Source organism: Mycoplasma sp. P36-A1 (genome assembly GCF_049478495.1).
In the GTDB taxonomy this organism is placed as follows: domain Bacteria; phylum Bacillota_I; class Bacilli_A; order JAJDGJ01; family JAJDGJ01; genus P36-A1.
The window spans coordinates 1,318,336-1,340,789 of the sequence record NZ_CP168083.1 but is presented as its reverse complement, the minus strand read 5'-3'; the positions used below and the strand labels follow the sequence as shown (position 1 = coordinate 1,340,789).

General features: G+C 26.4%; 17 protein-coding genes and 1 riboswitch. Of the genes, 15 read left to right on the top strand and 2 right to left on the bottom strand.

What is annotated here, in order from left to right:
- Positions 1–128 precede the first annotated feature (128 nt).
- From ACD762_RS06470 to ACD762_RS06460, 3 genes are all read left to right on the top strand, one after another.
- Positions 129–674: a hypothetical protein gene (locus ACD762_RS06470; protein ID WP_423363174.1), complete on the top strand. Its 546-nt coding sequence runs from the start codon at positions 129–131 to the stop codon at positions 672–674.
- A 31-nt stretch (positions 675–705) separates the two neighbouring features.
- Positions 706–1,878: a cation:proton antiporter gene (locus ACD762_RS06465; protein ID WP_423363173.1), complete on the top strand. Its 1,173-nt coding sequence runs from the start codon at positions 706–708 to the stop codon at positions 1,876–1,878.
- A gap of 81 nt (positions 1,879–1,959) precedes the next feature.
- Positions 1,960–2,955, top strand: coding sequence for an ornithine cyclodeaminase family protein (locus ACD762_RS06460; RefSeq protein ID WP_423363172.1), 996 nt, complete (start codon positions 1,960–1,962; stop codon positions 2,953–2,955).
- Between the two features lie 342 nt (positions 2,956–3,297).
- Here the strand turns inward: ACD762_RS06460 and ACD762_RS06455 are convergent, their stop codons facing one another.
- Positions 3,298–4,578 (bottom strand): ISL3 family transposase, encoded by a 1,281-nt coding sequence (locus tag ACD762_RS06455; protein ID WP_423363171.1) that lies wholly within the window; start codon positions 4,576–4,578, stop codon positions 3,298–3,300.
- 216 nt (positions 4,579–4,794) lie between these two features.
- Here ACD762_RS06455 and ACD762_RS06450 point away from each other — a divergent pair, with 216 nt between their 5' ends.
- The 6 genes from ACD762_RS06450 (at position 4,795) to citX (ending at position 12,222) form a co-directional block, all read left to right on the top strand.
- Positions 4,795–5,478, top strand: a complete 684-nt coding sequence (locus ACD762_RS06450) for a response regulator transcription factor (RefSeq protein ID WP_423363170.1) — start codon at positions 4,795–4,797, stop codon at positions 5,476–5,478.
- Positions 5,468–6,433, top strand: coding sequence for a sensor histidine kinase (locus ACD762_RS06445; protein ID WP_423363169.1), 966 nt, complete (start codon positions 5,468–5,470; stop codon positions 6,431–6,433). The genes ACD762_RS06450 and ACD762_RS06445 overlap by 11 nt, the downstream gene beginning before the upstream one ends.
- A gap of 123 nt (positions 6,434–6,556) precedes the next feature.
- Complete coding sequence (locus ACD762_RS06440) at positions 6,557–7,300, top strand: ABC transporter ATP-binding protein (protein ID WP_423363168.1); 744 nt, start codon at positions 6,557–6,559, stop codon at positions 7,298–7,300.
- Complete coding sequence (locus ACD762_RS06435) at positions 7,290–9,314, top strand: FtsX-like permease family protein (RefSeq protein ID WP_423363167.1); 2,025 nt, start codon at positions 7,290–7,292, stop codon at positions 9,312–9,314. Before ACD762_RS06440 ends, ACD762_RS06435 begins: the two co-directional genes overlap by 11 nt.
- Before the next feature lie 269 nt (positions 9,315–9,583).
- Positions 9,584–10,939: a hemolysin family protein gene (locus tag ACD762_RS06430; protein ID WP_423363166.1), complete on the top strand. Its 1,356-nt coding sequence runs from the start codon at positions 9,584–9,586 to the stop codon at positions 10,937–10,939.
- A gap of 23 nt (positions 10,940–10,962) precedes the next feature.
- The gene (gene citX, locus ACD762_RS06425; protein ID WP_423363165.1) at positions 10,963–12,222 is read left to right on the top strand and encodes a citrate lyase holo-[acyl-carrier protein] synthase; all 1,260 of its coding nucleotides are present in this window, start codon (positions 10,963–10,965) and stop codon (positions 12,220–12,222) included.
- A gap of 221 nt (positions 12,223–12,443) precedes the next feature.
- On the opposite strand, the gene ACD762_RS06420 is transcribed toward citX, so the two are convergent.
- Entirely contained in the window at positions 12,444–12,929 is a 486-nt protein-coding gene (locus tag ACD762_RS06420) for a pyridoxamine 5'-phosphate oxidase family protein (protein ID WP_423363164.1), read from the bottom strand.
- A gap of 241 nt (positions 12,930–13,170) precedes the next feature.
- Positions 13,171–13,349: riboswitch (cobalamin riboswitch) on the bottom strand.
- 175 nt (positions 13,350–13,524) lie between these two features.
- Between ACD762_RS06420 and ppdK the strand changes: the two genes are divergently transcribed.
- From ppdK to ACD762_RS06390, 6 genes are all read left to right on the top strand, one after another.
- A complete protein-coding gene (ppdK, locus tag ACD762_RS06415) occupies positions 13,525–16,173 on the top strand; it encodes a pyruvate, phosphate dikinase (protein ID WP_423363163.1) in 2,649 nt (882 codons plus the stop codon).
- Positions 16,174–16,701: 528 nt separating this feature from the next.
- Positions 16,702–18,411: a phospho-sugar mutase gene (locus ACD762_RS06410; RefSeq protein WP_423363162.1), complete on the top strand. Its 1,710-nt coding sequence runs from the start codon at positions 16,702–16,704 to the stop codon at positions 18,409–18,411.
- A 26-nt stretch (positions 18,412–18,437) separates the two neighbouring features.
- Positions 18,438–19,733 carry a hemolysin family protein gene (locus ACD762_RS06405; protein ID WP_423363161.1) on the top strand — a complete coding sequence of 432 codons (1,296 nt, stop codon included), beginning with the start codon at positions 18,438–18,440 and terminating at the stop codon, positions 19,731–19,733.
- A 13-nt stretch (positions 19,734–19,746) separates the two neighbouring features.
- Positions 19,747–20,364 carry a TVP38/TMEM64 family protein gene (locus ACD762_RS06400; protein WP_423363160.1) on the top strand — a complete coding sequence of 206 codons (618 nt, stop codon included), beginning with the start codon at positions 19,747–19,749 and terminating at the stop codon, positions 20,362–20,364.
- A complete protein-coding gene (locus ACD762_RS06395) occupies positions 20,358–21,515 on the top strand; it encodes a DNA recombination protein RmuC (RefSeq protein ID WP_423363159.1) in 1,158 nt (385 codons plus the stop codon). The genes ACD762_RS06400 and ACD762_RS06395 overlap by 7 nt, the downstream gene beginning before the upstream one ends.
- Entirely contained in the window at positions 21,508–22,350 is an 843-nt protein-coding gene (locus ACD762_RS06390; protein ID WP_423363158.1) for a YitT family protein, read from the top strand. Before ACD762_RS06395 ends, ACD762_RS06390 begins: the two co-directional genes overlap by 8 nt.
- The last annotated feature ends 104 nt before the right edge of the window (positions 22,351–22,454 follow it).

The window sequence follows — 22,454 nt, the reverse complement described above, 5'->3', positions numbered from 1 at the left end:
ACAGAATATAATGATTTAAACTAGAAATAATACAAATTAGTATATTTCTAGTTTTCTATTTATTATAGTTTAAAAATATTATTAATTTTGTTAAAATAGAAATGTAGTAGAATGAGGGAGAATAAATTATGAAACTAAAAAGAAATTTTGCTTTTTTAATACTAATAACAATATTTTTAATAACAATAAATTCAATTTTAAGTTATACATTTCATGTAGCACTAATTGATAATGTAAGTGTATATGATAAAGTAAATATATATATAACTAATATCTCATTGATGACAAACGGTGGAATAATGTATATCTATAATTTTCCATTTATCTTTTCATCAATTAGTTTTGTAGTTTTAATGGCAGCGATACTATTTTTTGAAAAAACTGATGATACAAAGTATCGTTATATGAAAATAAGTGTAGTTTTAAGCTTTGTGATTTTATTTTTCTATAACCAATATTTTATGGATCAAATAGGTTTTTATTTGAATTCACATAGTATGATAAATAATCAAGTAATGTTTTTATTATTTAACTTTATTACATATAATGGTGAAAGCATAACTGTCTTAGGTGTATCTTTAATAAGTGCTATATTATATATAGTAATATTGACTGCATACCAATTTGATTTAAAGAAAGATAAAAAAATAAGATTTCTACAAAACCTAAAATAGGTTTTGTTTTAATATACAAAGGAGTAATCAAATGTTTTTTGAAAGCATCGCAATAATGATAATAGTAGGTTTAGTATTTGCAAAATTAAGTCAGAAAATAAAATTACCAGGTATTTTTGGAATGATAATAGCAGGTATGTTAATTGGGCCATTTAGCTTAAATCTAATAGATAAACAAGTACTAGATCTCTCAGATGAGATAAAAAAAATTGCTTTAATAATCCTATTACTACAAGCTGGGATTTCACTTAAGATAAAAGATATTTATAAAGTCAAAAAAGCTGCGACACTAATGTCCTTTATACCATCAATATTAGAAATAATAATTGTAAGTCTATCTACATCCTTTATCTTTAATATAAGCATCATTCAAGGATTTCTATGTGGTTGTATTGTTGCAGCATCATCGCCTGCTGTAATTGTACCTAAAATGCTTCAAATAAAAAAAGAGGGCTTAAACAACAAAGGAATAAGTGAAACATTAATATGTGCGACTTCAATAGAAGGTATTTATATTGTTTTGTTATTTGGAATACTAATACAAGCAAATCAGGCTAATAACTTTGAAATAACAAGTATTATAAACATACTAATCGCCTTAATACTTGGTTTAATTTTAGGTTTAATAATAACATATACCTATAAACTGACAACTAAAATATTTAGTTTTTCTAGTATTCAAAAAGTTATCTTAATTATTGCATTGTCATTTGTTGCTATTGGAATAGAAGTAATATTTAGTGATAAAATAAATATAAGTGGCATGTTTGCAGTAGCAATTTTATCATTGTTAATAAGTGGTGAAACCGAATTACAAACCGCAAAGATTCAAGAGTCATTTGCAAATATTTGGGTCTTTGTACAAGTAATACTATTTGTCTTTGTAGGAGCTTCAATAAGTGCATCAAGTCTAATAAAATATGGTATATTTCCATTAATAATAATTTTACTAGGATTATTCATGCGCATTGTAGGAGTGTATATTAGTGAATATAAAGGTAACTTGAATAAAAAAGAAAAACTATTTATTGCAGGTGCCTTTACACCTAAAGCTACAGTACAAGCAGCAATAGCATCTACACCATTAGCATTAGGAATAAGCTCAGGAGAATTACTACAGACAATTGGATTATTATCCATTCTAGTTGCAGCACCAATAGGAGCTGTTTGGATTGATAAAACAAAAGATAAATTATTAGCTTAGAAAAATAGTTAATTAAAGGCTATTTCTTTTAATATGTGATAAAATAAATTTAAGTCAAAAAAAACAAAGGGGGGCATCATAATGCTTTATTTAAACAAACAAACAGTAACCGATTTAATAGATATAAAAGATTCTGTTGCATTAATTGAAGATTTAATGGTGAAGTATGAAGAAGGTAATTACTTAATGCCAAATAGATTAAGAATTACTAGACAAGACCATAATTACTTGTATATGCCATATTTTTCAGATGAGGTAAAAGGATCTAAAATTCAAACTATCTTCCCATCTAATAGAGAACATCAACAGCCTGCAATACAAGGAGTAGTTTTACTAAATAATAGTGAAAGTGGAAAAATAGAATGTATCCTTGATGGAAGTATATTAACATCAATGAGAACAGCTGCAGTAGCTGCTGCTGGTATAAAATATACAACACCAGAAACAGTTGAAAGTCTAGGAATAATTGGAGCAGGTATTCAATCATTTTATCAAGTTATCTTTGCAGTAGTTATGAGACCAAATATTTCAAAAATATACATTTACGACTTATCAGATGAAGCTTCATACATATTAAAACAAAAATTAATAAAAATTGCTGATGATTATGCAAGTGTTGCGAAACTAAAAGATATGGAATTTATCTTATGTGATAGTTCAACTGATGTAGTAAAACAAAGTGAATTAATAATAACAGCAACTTATTCTCAAACACCAGTCATTCCAAATGACCCTGCATTATTTGAAGGTAAATACTTTGTAGGTATTGGTTCTTATCGTCCAGATATGAGAGAATATCCAGATGCTTTATTCACACATCTAAAAAATGCATATACAGATGTTTATTATGCTAGAGAAGAAAGTGGAGATTTAATTGATCCAGTAGACAATGGAATTTTCCCAGCAAATAATATATATACTTTAGGAAATGTTATAAATGGAGTAGTAAAACCAATAAATACTAGAAGAACAACATTCTTTAAAGTAGTTGGTATGGCAATGTTTGATGTAGAGTTAGCAAATATGTTATATAAAATAGCAATAGAAAAAAACAGAGGACAAGAAATGATAGAGTAGTATAAATATTTATTATTTATATATAGAAAAGATATAAGATAAATCAATATAAATCTATTGAATTAACATAAGTATTGGAATATACTTTAAATAGGGAATTATAAAAATTCTCTCTTGTCTAATATATTTTTTAAAACAGTGATTGTAGCACTGTTTTTTAAAACTTCAATATCAAATAGGATAGAAGTTTATTATTTGATGCATGATTTACTCAGGATATAACAATAAATGTTATATCCTTTTTTTAAGGCTCTTTGTCAAATAGGGTGGAATTTTACAATTTGATACATGAGTTAGAACAGGATATAACAGAAATGTTATATCCTTTTTTTTATGCTTTTTCTATACAATTAATAATTCTTGTATCATTTTTCTAGTTTTTAATCTTTCAAATCTTCTAAACCTGCAAGATATTGTTTTTAACTTTTTGAATTTAGATATTGTACCTTCTATTATTCCATTATCATACTCAACATTGAAACTATCTTTAATATATTCGTAATACTTAATAAAGGTAGATATACAAGATTTAATTTTATCTGAAGCTAATTTATTAGGCTGATCAATTGTTTTCTTAAACATTTCCATATTATTGTATTTTAAAGAAAATAGTAAATCTTGATATATTTCATAATTATTTTTAAAGTCCTCATTATTCTCGATTAAATAATTTAGAATTGCTTTATTGTTTGTAAACTTATAATTAAAGGTTGCATGCTTAAACATCACTTCTGAAAGATTCTCTTTTAACTGTAATATAGGTTTCCAAAAATTTTTGAACTTATTTCTGTTTTTTTCATCTGCATTCATAATTGCAACTCTAGTTTTATTAAAGGCTCTAGTTAAATTTTGATAAATATGAAATCTATCTAATATTATTTTAGCATTAGTAAAGACATTTTTAATGATTTCAATATAAGGTGTATACATATCAATTACAATATATTCAACATTATCAATAGCTTCTTTTGTATAGTAGCTAAAATAGTTCTCTAAGTAAGATTTTTGTCTGTTTTCTACGATATCTAGTAGCTTTCTTTTTTCACCATCCATAATAACAAAGGACATATTGCCATCAGCATCTTTAGTAGATTTAAACTCATCAAAATGAAGAACTTTTGGTAAATAAGATTTAATAGTAGTAGATTTAGCAGCCTCTGCATAAGTATCTAATACTCTAAAAACAGAATGTGTAGACACATTATGATCTTTAGCAATATAAGTACAAGTAAGCATATCAGTTAATTTAAGAGCAATAAGATATTTAACTTTATTAGAAATAAAACATCCAGGATTTGTTAGGGTATTAGCAGGAATAAAAGTTTTATAACATTCCATACATTTGTAACGAGTTTTAGTAAGCTTTAAATAAGCATCAAAACCAGAAACCATAGGTAATTTAATAAGAGATACTTTTTTATTATGTACATAAAATTTATTATGAACTTTATTACATTTAGGGCAAACATTATCATTAAAAAATAGAATTCCATAAAATACTTTAGAAATATTATCTTTAATTTTTTCATCTTGAAATTTATATATATTAATATTGGAGTCATTAATTCCAATAATTTCTTTTAATTCTTTATTGTTTTTATTAATTATGTTATTATTAATCATGACATTTATCTCCTTAATTTAGTTTTGTCGCTTAAATTATAACAAAGATAAATGTCTTTTTCTTTATATTAACAATTTAAGGGTGGATAACAATTCAAGCAATACTTGAATTTGTTATTCCACCCTATAAATTATAGAACCTTTTTTAATGATAATATGTCTAAAAATTTTACTAAATTTTAAAATAATGTATAATCAAATAAAGGAGTGATAATTATGTATAAAATAGTATTAGTAGAAGACGATATAGATTTAGCAAATGAAGTAAAAATAGCCTTAGAAAGGTTTAATTATAAAGTATATTTAATAGAGGATTTTCAAAGTATTACCGATTTCATATTAAAAGTAGATCCACATTTAGTAATAATGGATATAACTTTACCATATAATGATGGTTTTTATTGGACAACACAAATTAGGAATAAAAGTACTGTTCCAATTTTATTTATGTCAAGTAGAGATGAAAGACTTGAAAAAGTAATGGCTATGAGTATTGGAGCAGATGATTACATTACTAAACCAATAGATTTAGAGTTAACTATTATAAAAATACAAGCAATACTAAGAAGAGCATATGATTATGAGACATCAACAGAGTCAGCTGATACATTATCATATGAAGGATTAACATTAGATCTTAAAAAATTTGTGATCTCATATGGTAATGAAAAGAAAGATCTAACTAAAAATGAATACAAAATACTTCAAAAATTAATGTTGCACCCTAAACAATATGTAAATAGAGATGAATTAATGAACTATTTATGGGATAATGATTCATTTATCGATGATAATGCCTTTAATGTAAACCTATCAAGACTAAGAAAGAAAATTGTTGATATTTCTGGAGAAGATTTAATTGAGACAAAGAGAAAAGTAGGCTATAGAATTGGAAAATAATAAATTATCCTTTGTTTATTTAACTTTTTTATGGATAGGTAATCTAGGAATATTTGCGATATTTAAAGTTTTTGATGATGATTTTGGCATGACAAGAAACTCTTTTATAAATGTTGTAATATTCTCAACAATATTATATTTAATTTTATTAACATTAAATATAATTAATTATAAGAAGCAGCTTAATATTAAGAATAAACAATTAACTGTATTTGAAGAACATGATTATGTTATAGATGAATATAAAAATAATCAACTGTTACAAGAAATGTTTAAAAAGAATGCTAGACTTAGATCTAAAATGTTATCAATGAATGAAGAACAGAATCGATGGATCCATGATGTTAAAATACCATTATCTACATTAAAATTATTCATTGCAAATAATAAGACTAAGTTTGAAAGTGATGATATACGAATATTAAGTAGTATTGCTACTAAAATAAGTGATGATGTTAATAAAAAAATAATGTTTGATAAAATTGAACTTGAAATAGATGATATTAAACCAGATAAATTTAATGTAAAAGATTTAATTAAAACAATTATTAAAGTAAATAAAGATCAATTCTTTTATAAATCAATGAGTATTAATCTAGATATACCAGATTTTTCTATTTTAAGTGATGAAAGAACACTTAGATATTCTTTAGAACAAATATTTGCTAATGCTTTAAAATATGCAGATGATAAAAGTGAATTATCTATTTACCTAAGTGATAATACTCTTTGGATAAAAAGTATAGGATCACCATTATCAATCCAAGATAGTAAAAGGATATTTGAAAAAGGATATACTGGCTCTAATAGTATAAATAAAGGTATGGCATCAACTGGCATAGGAATTTATATGGTGAAAAAATCTTTAAAATTCTTAGATTTAGATATTAAGGTAAGAGTGTATGATAAAACAACAGAGTTTGGTATTACATTTAATAAATTATATACTGATTAAAAAATGGACTGAAAGGTCTATTTTTTCTTGAATATTACGCTTTTGTAAGATAAATATAAGATTAAATGAATGAAGTAAGAAACAAAATAACCTATAATATAAATACAACAAGGAGGTATTACAATGATTAATGTAGTAGATGTAACAAAATTATATGGTCAAGAATTGGCCTTAGACAATATAAGTTTAGAAGTAGAAGATGGTGAATTTGTAGCGATAATGGGACCATCAGGTAGTGGTAAATCAACATTGTTGAATTTAATGTCTGGAATAGATCAAGCAACAAGTGGTTCAATTATTTTTGATGGAAGACCATATGAAAAGATTAAGAATAATGAAATGGAAAAAATTAGACAACAACAAATGGGATTTATCTTTCAAGAGTATAATGTCTTAAATAGTTTAAATGTTAGAGAAAATATTGCATTGCCTTTAACTATTCAAAAAGTTAAGAAAAAAGAAATCCAACAAAGAGTAGAAAAGATTGCAACAGAATTAGAAATTGAAAAATATTTAGATAAATTACCATATCAATTATCTGGAGGTCAAAGACAAAGAGTTGCAATTGCAAGAGCTTTGATTATTAATCCAAAAATTGTTTTTGCTGATGAACCAACAGGAGCATTAGACAGTAAAAATGCACACAGATTTCTTTCTAATTTAGAACAACAAAACCAAACTAAAGGTATAACAACAATGTTAGTAACACATGATCCTTTTAGTGCAAGTTTTGCTTCAAGAGTAGTTTTTATAAAGGATGGTAAAATATTCCATAGTTTAAGTAAAGGAGCTTTAAGCCGTAAAGGATTTTACGAACAAATAATTAAAGTATCAATGATGCTTGGTGGTGATTTCGATGTTGATTAAACTTGCAACACAAAATATTAAGAGATCACAAGGGTTCTTTTTAGCCTACTCTTTGACAATAGGAGTGCTTTTCACAATAATATATCAATTAACAAATATCGAAGCACAACTTAGCGTTCAACTTGGATTTGAATCAGCTTCAATGGGTGAACTAGATTTAAAATCAGTCTTTGAATTTCTTAAATATTTTATGTATGCAGTAATATTATTCTTCACAGCATACATATCAAGATTCTTTATGAAAAGAAGAAGTAAAGAAATAGCACTATTAAAAACATTAGGTTTAAATAGAAAATCTATTTGGAGTATGTTTTTAATTGAAAACTTAATAATAATTATTTCAGGAGTAGTAATAGGATTGTTTTTAGGCGTTATAACTTCAAGATTATTCTCAATAACTGCTATGAGTTTATTAGGTTTTCAAGCACACGATGTTGGCTTTAGTATTTTATTAAGTGGAATGTCTGATGTAGCAATAATAATGATATTAGTATATATAGTAATGGCAATAGCACCACTTAAAGCTATATCACAAAGTTCAATTGTTCAATTAATGGGTGATCAAGTAAAAGTTGATGTTGTGACTAAAAAACCATATGTATCATTTTTCATCTTTATTATTAGTACAATTATCTTAGTATTCTATTCAATATTTATAATTCCAACTACATTGACATTACCTACTATTGCTCTTTATCTATTACTAGGAATAATTGTAGCAGTAACTTTATATCGAGGTTTTGCCTTAAATTATTTTTATTCATTTACTAAAAAAGGTAAAGGTTTAGGTAAGCCAGTAAGACAACTAGCATTCTCACACTTAGGTGGTAGTGTAAAAGGACTATACAAAATGATGGCATTTATTACAATAATTGCTGCTGTTGTAACTGTAATAATAACAACAACATTTGGTTATTTAGATTCAGTTCTTACTAAAGCAGATGGTTTTGTTAAAAATCCTCTAATGGTTGTAAGTGATTCACAAAAAGCAACTGAAAAATATGCAAATTTAATGAGCGAAAACGATATAAATAACAAATCATATGAAATACTTAATTCAAGTGATGTTCAATTTAAAAATGATAGTGATGATAATCAATATAGCTATACAACAACATCTCAAAATTTACTTATTATAAAAGCTTCAACATTTAATGATTATGCTAAATTTAGAGGTAGTAAGGTTGTAATAAATAAAACAACTTCTAATGTAAATGAAAAAGACTGTAATTTAATGCAAGATTATTGTAATTTATTAGCTAGTGAAAACTTAAATAAAGTAGCTTATAATGATGAAGTAGGAAGATTATTGACAGCACAACTAAGCAGTAATTACTTTAACTTATATGATCCAGATACAATGCAACATACAAATGAACTATCAAATAACTTTATTGATCCAACAATAATAGTACTTTCAGATGCTGATTATGAAAGTTTAAATAAAAGTGATTATACACCATATTATGTTGTTTCAGGAGATAAACTACCACAAAAAAATGAATTCTTTAAATATAATAATATGTTTTTAACAGATCCAGTTTTAAATAATAATAAAGTTGCAGTTATAGATCAAACACCAATTACTTTAATGCTTAGTAATGTTGCAATTGGATTATTTCAATTAATCTTACTTCTTGCAAGTATTATAACTTCAATAGCATTAATGATGGCAATATTCTTTAGAACATTAGAAAATATGGAAAAAGGAATAAATGAATATGTAATTGCTAAACAGATAGGAATGTCTAAAAAACAAATATTACAAGCAACATCATTAGAAGCATTTATTTCACAATTAGTACCATTTGCAATAGGAGTAATTGTATCATTGTTTATGTTTAATCAAATGTTTCAAGTTGCTTTTGATGAAAATACAACAATATTTACAATACTGTTCCAACCATCAAATATAATGATATTAGGTGGATTATTCTTAATGTTAATAATTTTAGTATTAATACTTGTATTCTTAATTAACACAAGAATAAATGATCAAAAGAAAATGAACTAATATTAAATACCTCTTTAGTTAAAAAACTATAGAGGTATTTTAAATTACAACTAGAAAATGTTACTCATAATTGTAAATAAGTAAACCTACTTAATTATGAAGGATCAATGATTAGTTTGTTAAATGATTTAAAAAGATATAAATAAGCTTTAATTAAGTAATTAAATATAAGTAATATCATATATATAAATAATGTGTTTGCTTGTATATAAGGCTTAAAAATGGTAAGATACATAATATATATTTTATAAAAATAAAGGAGAATGAAAATGGAATTTGACCCTGGGTCCATAATGCAAGTAGCATTAATTATCATATTGATCATTGTAAATGCTTTTTTTGCTTCAGCAGAGATGGCAATTGTTTCAGTGAACAAAAACAAAATTAGTACATTAGCAGAAAAAGGAAGAAAAGATGCAATTAAGTTAATGAATATTTTAAAAGATTCAACTAGTTTTCTATCTACAATTCAAGTAGGTATTACATTAGCCGGATTTTTATCATCAGCATTTGCTTCAACTACTTTATCAGCGCCATTAGAGGCAGTGTTTACTAATCTAGGAATGCCTAGAAATAGTGCTAACACTTTAGCAATTGTACTGATTACTATTATATTAGCATTTTTTACTTTAGTATTTGGAGAGCTTATTCCTAAAAGAGTAGCTTTACAAAATTCAGAAAAAATCGCCTTAAAATCAGTTGGTATTATTTCTGTAGTATCTAAATTTACAGCACCTTTTGTAAAAGTGTTGAGTTGGTCAACTAAGTTTTTCATGAAAATATTTGGTATAAATACTGAAAATATTGAAGAGCAAGTAACCGCAGAGGAAATTAATTCATTGTTAGAAGTAGGAAAGAAACATGGCTTAATTAATGATACAGAAAAAGATATGATTGATTCTATAATCACATTTGATAATAAAATAGCTAAAGATGTTATGACACCAAGAAAAAATATGTTTTTCATGGATATAGATACACCTTTAAGTGAATACTATGATGAGTACTTTGATATGATGTATTCAAGAGTACCAGTGTTTGAAGATGACAGCGATAATGTTATAGGTATTTTATATTTAAAAGACTTAATGCATAAAGCATATGAAGTAGGATTTGAAGATATAAATATTAGAGAGATATTACAAGATGCCTATTTTACTTCTGAAAGAAAACCAATTGATATCTTATTTAAAGATTTACAAGAAAATCAAAAACACATTGCAATCTTAGTTGATGAATATGGTGGAGTTTCTGGTATGGTAACAATTGAAGATGTTATTGAAGAAATAGTTGGTGAAATAGAAGATGAATATGATCAAAATGATGATATTCAACAATTAAGTGATGATACATATTTAGTAAAAGGATATGTATCAATTATAGACTTAAATGAAGCATTAGATTTAGAATTAGATGAAAATGCTGAAGAATATGATACAATTGCAGGTTTAATAATAAATGAATTAGGTGATTTACCTGATAATATTGAAGATAAAGATGTTACTTTTGAAAATCTAGACTTACATATAGAAATACTAGATGACAATAGAATAGATTTAGTTAAAGTAACAGTACATCCAATTCATCATGAAGATGAAGAAAATAATGAACAGGAAAGTGCTTAGCACTTTCTTTTTTAGGAGGATATATGGAAGACAACTTAAATATAGAAATTAATAAACTACTTCAAGATAGAGAACAACGCAGTATTTATCAAAAAAAACTTCAAGAAAATAATGAAACATTATTAGTAATAAAAGCTAATTATGTAGGGGCTAATAAAAACAATCATTACACAGCATATGCAGTAATTAAGGCTTATATGATATTAGCTAATAAACTTAATATTAACGATTTTTATATGACTTCTGATAATGAAGGTTTAATAATGTACATACTTAGTAGTGAAGAAGTTAAAAGTGCTAAATTAAAAGCGATTGAAGTAGAAGATAGCTTCATAGGACGTTTAATAGATCTAGATGTATACTATCAAGATATTCAATATTCTAGAAAAGACTTTAACATTGCGGCAAGAACATGTTTTATATGCGATGAAAATGCTAAAATATGTGTAAGAAGCCAAAGACATTCATATGAACAGTTAAAAGAATATTTTGAAAAAATAATAATAGAAGATATTTTTAATAATAAAGCTGAAGTGTATAGCAATTTAGTTTTATATGGCTTAATAAATGAAATAAATAAACCCTACAATTTTGGTTGTGTAGGAATTAAAACACAAGGTTCACATTCTGATATGGATTATAAAACATTTATAAAAAGTATAAGTGTATTAGCACCATTATATAATAAATTAACAGATATAAACCTTAAAGACTTTCAAGAGTTAAGAATATTAGGAATTGAAATGGAAAAAGCTATGTTTAATGCAACTAATAAAATTAATACTCATAAAGGTGCTATTTTTACCATACTAATGATTTTAGCTGGTTTAAGTATAAGTAGTAGTTACACAGATGCAAGTGCTGCAATAAAAACTCTATCTAAAGACATATTTACTGACTTTGAAGCACTTAAAAATAATAGTGCTGGAATAAGTATTTATAAACAACATGGAATAGGTGGAATAAGAGAGTATGCCTATAATGGATATGATATTCTTTTTGATAAAATAGTTCCTTATTATTTAACTACAAGAGATGATACTAAAACATATTTATTACTTATTTCTCTATTACAAGATACTACTATTATTAAAAGAAGTAGTCTTGATCATTTAAATAAACTACAATCATTAGCAACTAACACTAATGATTATGATTATATACAAAAGTATTGTTTAAAGCATAATATAAGTTGTGGTGGAAGTGCAGATATGTTAGCAGCAACTTTCATAATAGCTTTAATAAAAGATAATTATCAATTATTTAAAATAACAATAAAATAATTTGTATTATAAATGTTTTAAATATTAATTCTTTTAACATTATTGTATAATTATAATATACATACGAAAGAGTTGATTATATGAGCAAAATTCAAAAGAAAATTTTAAATTTTATTCAATTATTAACAATTATTATAATGGTATCATTATTTGTAATTAGTTATAGTAAATAAAAATCTAAAAAAGGCCTACATCATTTTGTAGGCCTTTTACTGTTAAAATTATTTATTCATCATTAATTTTGTAGATTCTTTTCCAGTTATGTGTTCAATCTCTAATTCAAACATTTGAAAGAAATTCCACTCATCATCAATTAGTTTATAAGCTTCTTTCATATATTTACTAGAATACTTTAAAGAGAGTAATTCAATGGTTTTCTGTTTTAAAACATCATCACAAATTAAAGTAACCTTTCCAAAAGCAACAACACTTCTAAACTTTGATGTAAATTCTTTAGCTACAACATCATCTTTATCAATAACACAAAAAGATGCTTTAGAACTATTGTTAATAGCATCAATCTTGTGCCCAGTTTTTGCACCATGGAAAATGATCTTACCATCATGATAAACATAGTTTAAGGGTACAGTATATGGATAACCATCATCACCATTTAAAGCTAAAACACCAGAACTGTTTCTATTTAAAACCGCATCAATTTCCATTGTTGCTAAACCTTGCTTAAATCTTCTCATTTCTCTAAACATAAGAAAAACCTCCATTCATAAACTAATAATAGCAATAAAAATAAGACAAAACAATAGAAGTATAAAAAAAGTTTGCTTTGGATGGAAGCAAACTTTTTTAAAATATATAAACAGCATAAACTGCCTTTTTGTAATAACTTTCCTGAATATATTTATTTCAGAGAGTATTTTTGAGTTGTTATTTTTTGTGAGCTTAGAATGAGTAAAGTCCTAAGTTCAAGTTTTAATAATATTGTCATACCCAGGACGATTCAATAAGGTAGGTCTACTGGCTTGGTTTCACTTCATATATAACCTTCCCAAGTTAATAATTAACTCAGTGGTATACTAATATATGATCCACTTTACAGTTGCTGGGACAGCTCTAGCATTTCTAGATTCCCTTTTAAGTCTTTCAACACCTTACATGTTATTACACTAATATTATAGCACTGCAGTTTACAATATGCAATAACAAACAGTAGTTGTGTCCTAGATATAAAAAGTAGTTATCATAGAAGGCAAAAACTATTTCAAAAAATTATAGCTATATCTATTGTAAGCGTTTACAATTTGTGATAGACTATAAATGTAAAATATTTGAGAGGTGAAAACAATGGCAACAATTAAGTATACATACTTGTTTAATCAAGGAAATAGATCAATGGTAAATCTATTAGGAGGAAAGGGAGCTAACTTAGCATATATGGCTAATAAAGGCTTACCAGTACCACCAGGATTTACAATTACAACTCAAGCTTGTAATGAATATTATGCAAATGACAAAACAATTTTTAGTGAATTACAATTACAAATAGATTCAAGTTTAAAAGAAGTAGAACAAGCAACTGGAAAATTATTTGGTGGTATTGATAATCCATTATTAGTTTCAGTACGTTCAGGTGCTCCTGTTTCAATGCCAGGAATGATGGATACAGTACTAAACTTAGGTTTAAATGATGTAACAGTAGAGGCTTTAGCTAAAAAAACAAATAATCAAAGATTTGCTTATGATAGTTATAGAAGATTTATTCAAATATTCTCTGATGTAGTTCTTGAAATAAAAAGAGATATTTTTGAACATAGATTAGCAAAGATTAAAGCTAAATATAATGTAGTTCATGATAATGAACTATCAGTTGAAGCACTTGCAGAAGTTATTGAAGCTTTTAAGGAAATTGTAAAAGAAAACAATAATGGAATTGCATTCTATCAAGATGTATATGTGCAACTTAAAATGGCAATTGAAGCTGTGTTTAGATCATGGCAAAATGAAAGAGCTATAATTTATAGAGATTTGAACCATATTTCACATACAATTGGAACAGCAGTTAACATCCAATCTATGGTATTTGGTAACTTCTCTGACAATAGTGGTACAGGAGTTTTATTTACAAGAAATCCAATAACAGGAGATAATGAATTATTTGGTGAATATTTAATTAATGCACAAGGTGAAGATGTTGTAGCAGGAATTAGAACACCTATGCCATTAAAAAAATTGCATGAAGACATGCCTAAAATATATGATGAACTATTTGAAATAGTTAAGAAAATGGAAATCTCATACAAAGATGTTCAAGATGTTGAATTTACAGTAGAAGATGGAAAACTATACTTTTTACAAACAAGAAGTGGTAAAAGAACAGCTTTAGCAGCTTTAAAAATTGCAGTAGACATGTACAATGAAGGAATCATTGATAAAATTACAGCAATCACAAGAGTTCATCCTGATCAAGTAGAACAATTATTACATCCATCATTTGATGCTGATGAAATTAAAAACTTACAACCAATTTCAAAAGGATTACCTGCATCTCCAGGAGCAGCAAATGGACAAATTTATTTTGATGCAAAAACTGCAGCTGCAAAAGCAAATGAAGGTGAAGAAACAATACTTGTAAGACATGAAACTACTCCAGATGACATTGAAGGAATGATTTATTGTAATGCAGTAGTAACATCAACTGGTGGAATGACATCACATGCTGCAGTTGTAGCTCGTGGTATGGGAAGAACTTGTATTGTAGGATGCCAAAATGTTGAATTAGATTATGCAAATCATAAAGTTAAAATCGGTGAAAAAATCTACGATGAAGGTGATTGGATTTCAGTAGATGGATCAACTGGTAATGTTTATGAAGGTAAAATAGATATTGAAACAACAGCTATGCCTGATCAATTATCAACATTAATGGAATGGGCAAATGAATATGCATTAATGGAAGTAAGAGCAAATGCTGATAATGCACATGATGCTGCTAAAGCCTTAGAGTTTGGAGCAACAGGAATTGGACTTTGTCGTACAGAACACATGTTCTTTGAAGAAGATCGTATTATTGATATTCAAAGTATGATTCTAGCTGAAACTAAAGAAAAAAGAGTAGAAGCTTTAGATAAACTATTCCCTCATCAAAAGAAAGACTTTAAAGAAATTTATAAAGTAATGAAAGAACTTTCAGTTAATATAAGACTTTTAGATCCACCATTACATGAATTTTTACCACATACAAAAGAAGATGAAGAAAGACTTGCCAAAGCCTTAAATTTAGATGTTTCATATATAAAAGAAAGATCTTCACAACTAAAAGAAGTTAACCCAATGCTTGGACATAGAGGATGCCGTTTAGCAATCACATATCCAGAAATCTATTTAATGCAATCAAAAGCTATTGTAGAAGCTGCTATTGAAATAAATGAAGAACTAAACATTAATATAGTTCCACATATTAAAATACCACTAGTAACAACAGAAAATGAATTGACTAAAATAAGAAAACAAATAGTTGATTTAATAGAATCACTATGTGAAGTTCATAATACAAAAATAGATTATAAAATTGGAATAATGGCAGAAACACCAAGAGCATGTTTAATCGCTGAAGATTTAGCACCATATTCTGACTTTGTATCATTTGGAACAAATGATTTAACACAAATGACTTATGGATTCTCAAGAGATGATTTTTCTAAATTCTCTAATGATTACATATCACAAAAAATAATTGCGGCAGATCCATTTGCTGTAATGGATGAAAATGGTGTTGGTCAATTAGTAAAAATGGCCACAGATAAAGTAAGAAATTATGATCCTAAAATTAAAATTGGTATTTGTGGAGAACATGGAGGAGAAGCACAATCAATTCTTCTATGTTATCAATATGGACTAGATTATGTATCTTGTTCACCATATAGAATATCACTTGCAAAACTTGTTATAGCACAAGCAACAGCATTTAAATTACTAAGTGTAAATAATTACTAATATTATACATATTACCAAAAACTCATACTATATATTATAGTGTGGGTTTTTGTATGTTAAAACAAAAGTAAATTTTATAAGTGTAATCAAACACATAAGAAGTGATAATCATTAATTTATAGAATAATCATTCATACTAGTAAGTGTTGATAATATAAGAATAAGTATATCTAAAAAAGTGATTTAATATGTAAAGATTATAACACTATACAAAGACATCTATATATTAATGTACTAAATCAAATCAAAACTAGATTAAGGTTATTAAAAATGTTTCATTATAAACATTTGATGTTAAGTAATGAGTAGGATAAAAAGAAAATTGTAGCCTTTTTTGCGATTAAGAATGACAAAAAATAGTAATACTTTTGTAGTATTTCATATCCTAAATTAAATAAGAACAGATGTTTTAACTTTATATTGTACAACTAAGTTTAAAATAGTCTTTTACATAGGATAATTTGTCTAAACAGTTTAAGATATTATTAAATTTTGCTATAATAAAGTGTGAAGGAGTAGTGATAAAAAATGCGTAAAAATGAATACTTAAAATGGATTGAATCATTTACAATAAATCCTGAGATAAAAAAACAATTATTTTTAATGAGTGAAAGTGAAAAAGAAGATGCTTTTTCACAGAAAATAGAATTTGGTACTGCTGGAATTAGAGGAAAAATAGGACCTGGAAGTAATAGAATAAATCATTATGTTGTAGCAAAAACAACATTAGGATTTATTCAATATCTAAAGAAAAAACATTATGATATTAATGATAGTGGAGTATGTATAGCTTATGATAACCGTAAATTTTCACAAGATTTTGCAGCATTAGTTGCTAATTTATTAGCAAAAGAAAATATTAAAGCATATATATTTGAAGATTTAAGACCAACTCCACAACTTTCATATATGATAAAGTACATGAACTGTGCTGCAGGAATAAATATAACAGCAAGTCATAATCCAAAAGAATATAATGGTTATAAAGTATATGATGCTAATGGTTGTCAAATATTACCTGATGAAATAAGCAAAATTGTCTATGAAATAGATCAAATAAAAAATGAATTAGAAATTGATATTGATAATTTTGGAAGTAATAACCAACTTATTCATTTCTTAGATTCTAAAGATGATCGCCCATTTGTTGATGCTGCTGTAGAGTGTATGATAAATAAGGAATTAGATGTAAGAAATCATGGTATAGTTTATACACCATTACATGGTGCTGGTGGACCAATAATTCCTAAAGCACTACAACAAGCTGGATTTACCCATATTTTTCAGGTGCCAGCTCAAATGGATGCAGATCCAAATTTTAGTACTGCACCAGAACCTAATCCAGAAGATATTAAAGCCTTTGCTTTAGGAATAGAAAAAGCAAATCAGCTTAATGTTGATTATGTAATTGCCACAGATCCTGATTGTGATCGTGTAGGAGTTTGTGTTAGAAGAAAAAATGGAGAATTCAAACTTTTATCAGGAAATGAACTAGGAGCAATATTATTAGAATACATCCTAAGTTATCGATATAAACAAAATAAATTAGAAGATAATTCAGTGATGATTGATACAATTGTAACAAGTGATCTAGGTAAAGAAGTTGCCTATAAATATAATTTAACAAATATCTCAGTATTAACAGGATTCAAGTATATTGGTTCTTTAATTGAAGAATACTCAAAATCACATGAATATAAATTTGAATTTGGTTATGAAGAAAGCCTAGGTTTCTTATCAAATCCATATGTTCAAGATAAAGATGCTGTTTCTACAACAATAATAATTGCCGAAATGATTAATCATTATGGAACATTAGAAAAATCATTACTTGATGCATTAGTAGACATTTATCATGAACATGGTTTTTATCAAAATAAACAAGTATCAATTAACTTAGATCCTTTAAAGTCTAAAGATCAAGTACAACTAATAATGTCATTTTTTAGAAATGGAGAATTAGAAAGTATTATAAACCAGAAAATAACTAAAATATATGACTTTGAATTTAAAGAGATAATAGAAAATGGTAAAGTTGTAAGTTCAACTAATTTACCAGAAACAAATGCCATTAAAATAGCCTTAGAAGATGGAAGTTGGCTAGCAATAAGACCAAGTGGAACAGAACCAAAATTAAAATTTTACTTAGCTTCAAAAGCAGATACAATCTTAAAAGCTAAAGATAAAATACAAAAAATGAACATCTTTATAAATGAAACATTAGAATCACTATATTAATTAAAAAATGAGAACAGGGGAACATTATGAATACAAGTACAATCATTTTAATTATCGTATTAATCGTTTTACTTTCTATTTCAGCTTTTTTCTCTTCAAGTGAAACAGCATTAACATCAGCTAATGTAATGAAGCTAAGAGCATTATCAAAAGATAGTGATAGTAAATTAGAAAAAGCTAAATTAGTTTATAAAATGCAAAAAAACTTTACCAAGTATCTAACAACAATATTAGTTGGGAATAATATTGTTAATATTCTAGCATCATCATTAACAACAATGGTTTTTATATCACTTTTTAATGAAAGTGCAGTAGTCTATGCCACAATTGTAATGACAGTATTAGTATTAGTGTTTGGTGAAGTACTACCAAAAACTTTTGCAGCTAATGCACCTGAAAAAGTAGCAGTTGCAACAGCCAAACCATTATATGTAATTGGCATAATTATGAGACCAATCACTTATTTATTTGATATTTTACAAAAAGCTGTAAATAAAATTGCTAAATCACAAAACAATAATTCAAAATACTCTTTCACTGAACAAGAACTACATGATTTAGTCATGTTAATTGAAAATGAAGGTGGTCTTGATCAAGATGAAAGAGAATTAATAGAATCAGCAATTGAATTTGCTGATGTTAAGATTAGTGAAATCATGGTTTCTAAACAAGATATAATAGCAATTAACATAAATGATAGCAATCAAAAAATAACAAGAATATTTTCAAATACAAAACATTCAAGACTACCATTGATGGATGCTAATAATAAAGAGATAATAGGTGTTGTTTTAGAAAAAGACTATTTAATGAATATTGTTTTAAAAAATAATAAGAGTTTAGAAGAAATTGCTAATGTACCAATGACATTATCAAAAGAAATGAATACTATAGATGTTTTAGAAGAGTTACAACGAAAAAAGAATCATATGGCTATAGTAGTAGATGATAAAACAGCTGAAACAATTGGAATAGTAACTTTAGAAGATATCTTAGAAGTACTTGTTGGTGAAATATACGATGAAACTGATGATTTACCAGCAGATGTTATTGAAATAGGATTGCATAATTTTGAAGTAAGTGGGCAAACAGAAGTACAATTACTATTTGATATGTATTTAGATGCAACTAAAATGCCAGAAAATGCAAAAGGACTTAAGGTTGCTGACTGGGTTAAAAATATTATGAAAGTACCTAAAGTGTATGAAGGTATGAAAACTGTGTATGAAAACTTAGATATAAACATATCACAAGTTAAAGATGGGCGTATAATAAAAGTAGAAATAGAAGAATTGACTCCAAAAGACGAATTTTTTGAATAAAGGATGGTTTTAAATGAGGGAATTTATAAATGGTTTGATTGATAACATATCTAATATATTAGAAGTGTCTTTAGCATTTCTTGCATCTTTAGGATTGCTTGGTGCCTTTGCAATGCCGTTTTTAGAAGCAATAATGCCAATGTTACCACTAAATGTAATGTTGCTAGCTAATATAGAAAACTATGGACCAATTGTAGGTTTCTTAATTACCTATGCAGGATCAGTAACTGGAACAATTGTTGTATTCATTACAATTAGATATTTTATTACAGATTGGTTTTTAAATTTACCACATATAAAAAATAATAAGAAATTGGATGAGGTATTCAATTGGGTAGAAACAAAAGGAATGTGGATATTAATGTTATTAATGATACTACCATTTTTTCCACACTCTTTAATTAGTTATGCATGTGCACTTTCAACAATTAGAAAAAGAGAGTTTTATGCAGCTATGTTAAGTGCAAAAGCTGTTGCTTTAGGTTTTAATACTTATTTAGGAGAATCACTACTTCATGTATTTGAAGATCCTAAACCATTGTTAGTAGGAGTTATAGTTTTAGTGTTAATAATACTACTTTCAAAAGTAATTCAAAACAAATTTAGTAAGGAGGATAATGATAAATGATAGAAATTTTACTAATAATAATCTTAATAGCAGTCCTAATACTAATTGCATTACAACTAAAAAATAATCAGCCAACTGATTACAATAAAATTCAACAAGACAATAAGTTTAATAATCAAGAATTATTGTTTAACATCAATAATTTAATGCAAGTAAGTAGTGATAAATTATTAGATAATAATAATAATGCTTTTAATAAACAACAAAAAGATTCTTTTGAAAATTATGCTAAAATAATAAGGCTTTTAAATGATAGTTTTGGAAAAATTAACGATCTTTTAAAAGACCAACTATACAACATAAGTAAAGATATGAATGATAAAATCAATAAGAGTTTTGAAAAAACAAATACTTCATTTACCTCAATGATAGAAAGATTATCTAAAATAGATGAAGCACAGAAAAAAATTGAATCACTATCAACTAACATCATTTCATTACAAGATGTTTTGACTGATAAAAAAACAAGAGGTATTTATGGAGAAATACAACTTTCAAATATCTTGAAAAACATTTTTGGAGAACCTGGAAAATACTATTATTTACAAAAGAAATTAAGTAATGACTTTATAGTTGATGCTTTGATAGATGTTCCAGATCCCGTAGGAAAAATAGCAATAGATTCTAAATTTCCATTAGAAAACTATCAGAAAATGGTCGATGAAAAATTAGATAATGCTACTAGAACTCAAGCAGCTAAATTATTTAAACAAGATATGAAAAACCATATAGATGCTATCAGTAGAAAATACATAATAAAATATGAAACAGCTGAAAGTGCAATAATGTTTTTACCAGCAGAAGCAATCTTTGCTCATGTAAATGCTTATAATGAGGATGTATTAGAATATGCTTATAAAAAGCATGTCTGGATAGCCTCACCAACAACAATAATGGCAACATTAACTTCTATTCAAGTACTTTTAAGAAATATAGAAGCTACTAAATATACAGAACAAATTCATCTACATTTGAATAAACTAAAAGAAGAATTTACAAGATATGAAAAAAGATGGCAGTCTTTATCAAATAGTATTGGAAAAGTAAGTAATGAAGTAAAAGATATCACAACAACTACTAATAAAATAAGTAGAGAATTTACAAGAATATCAGATTTAGAATTTGAAGAGAAAGAAGGAGATTTAATTGAATAAAAAAAGATTAGTTAAAAGTTTAATATTATTAACATTATCATCACTTATTCAAGCATTTGCACTTGTAAACTTTTATCAATCAAGTGGATTATTATCAAGTGGATTAACAGGGGTTGCATTAATAGTCAATAAATTATCAAGTGGAGCAATACCTCTTGGTGGAGCATTACTAGTAATGAACATACCTCTTGCAATATTAGCATATTTCAATGTTGGTAAATACTTTACAGTTTTATCATTTATAAATGTTGTTATAACATCTATATTCCTAGGAATTATGCCAAGTGTAGTTCATCTAGATGACATCATGTTAAATGCTATTGTCGGTGGTATATGTGCTGGTATTGGTACAGGTGTTGCCCTAGAAGCAGGTGCATCAACAGGTGGTACAGACTTTGTTGCCTTGTATATGTCAGTAAAAAAACAAGTATCAGCAGGAAAATATATGATGATATTAAATGGATTAATTGTTTTAGCATCAGCATATTTCTTTAATATAACAATTGCAGTGTATACATTAATTTCAGTATTTGTTTCAAGTAAAGTAATTGATGCCATACATGTTCGATACAATAGAGTTACCTTAGCTATAATTACAGGTGAAGGCGACAAAGTAATTCAAACTATGTTAGATAATACAATACATGGTATGACAGTATTACCAGCAAAAGGTGGATATACAAAAGAAGACAAAAACTTCATTTACACAGTTGTTTCAACATATGAAATAAATTTAATAAGAGACATGATCTTTGATATAGATCCACATGCTTTTATAAATGTTACACCTTCAAAAGAAATACTAGGAAATTTCCAACCATCTAAATATGATTAAAAAAACAAGAGTCAAATATTATGACTCTTTTTTAGTTATGAATATACTTTATGTATCAATAAAGATAACATAAATGCATCGCATAAAATTCTAATGTTATATAC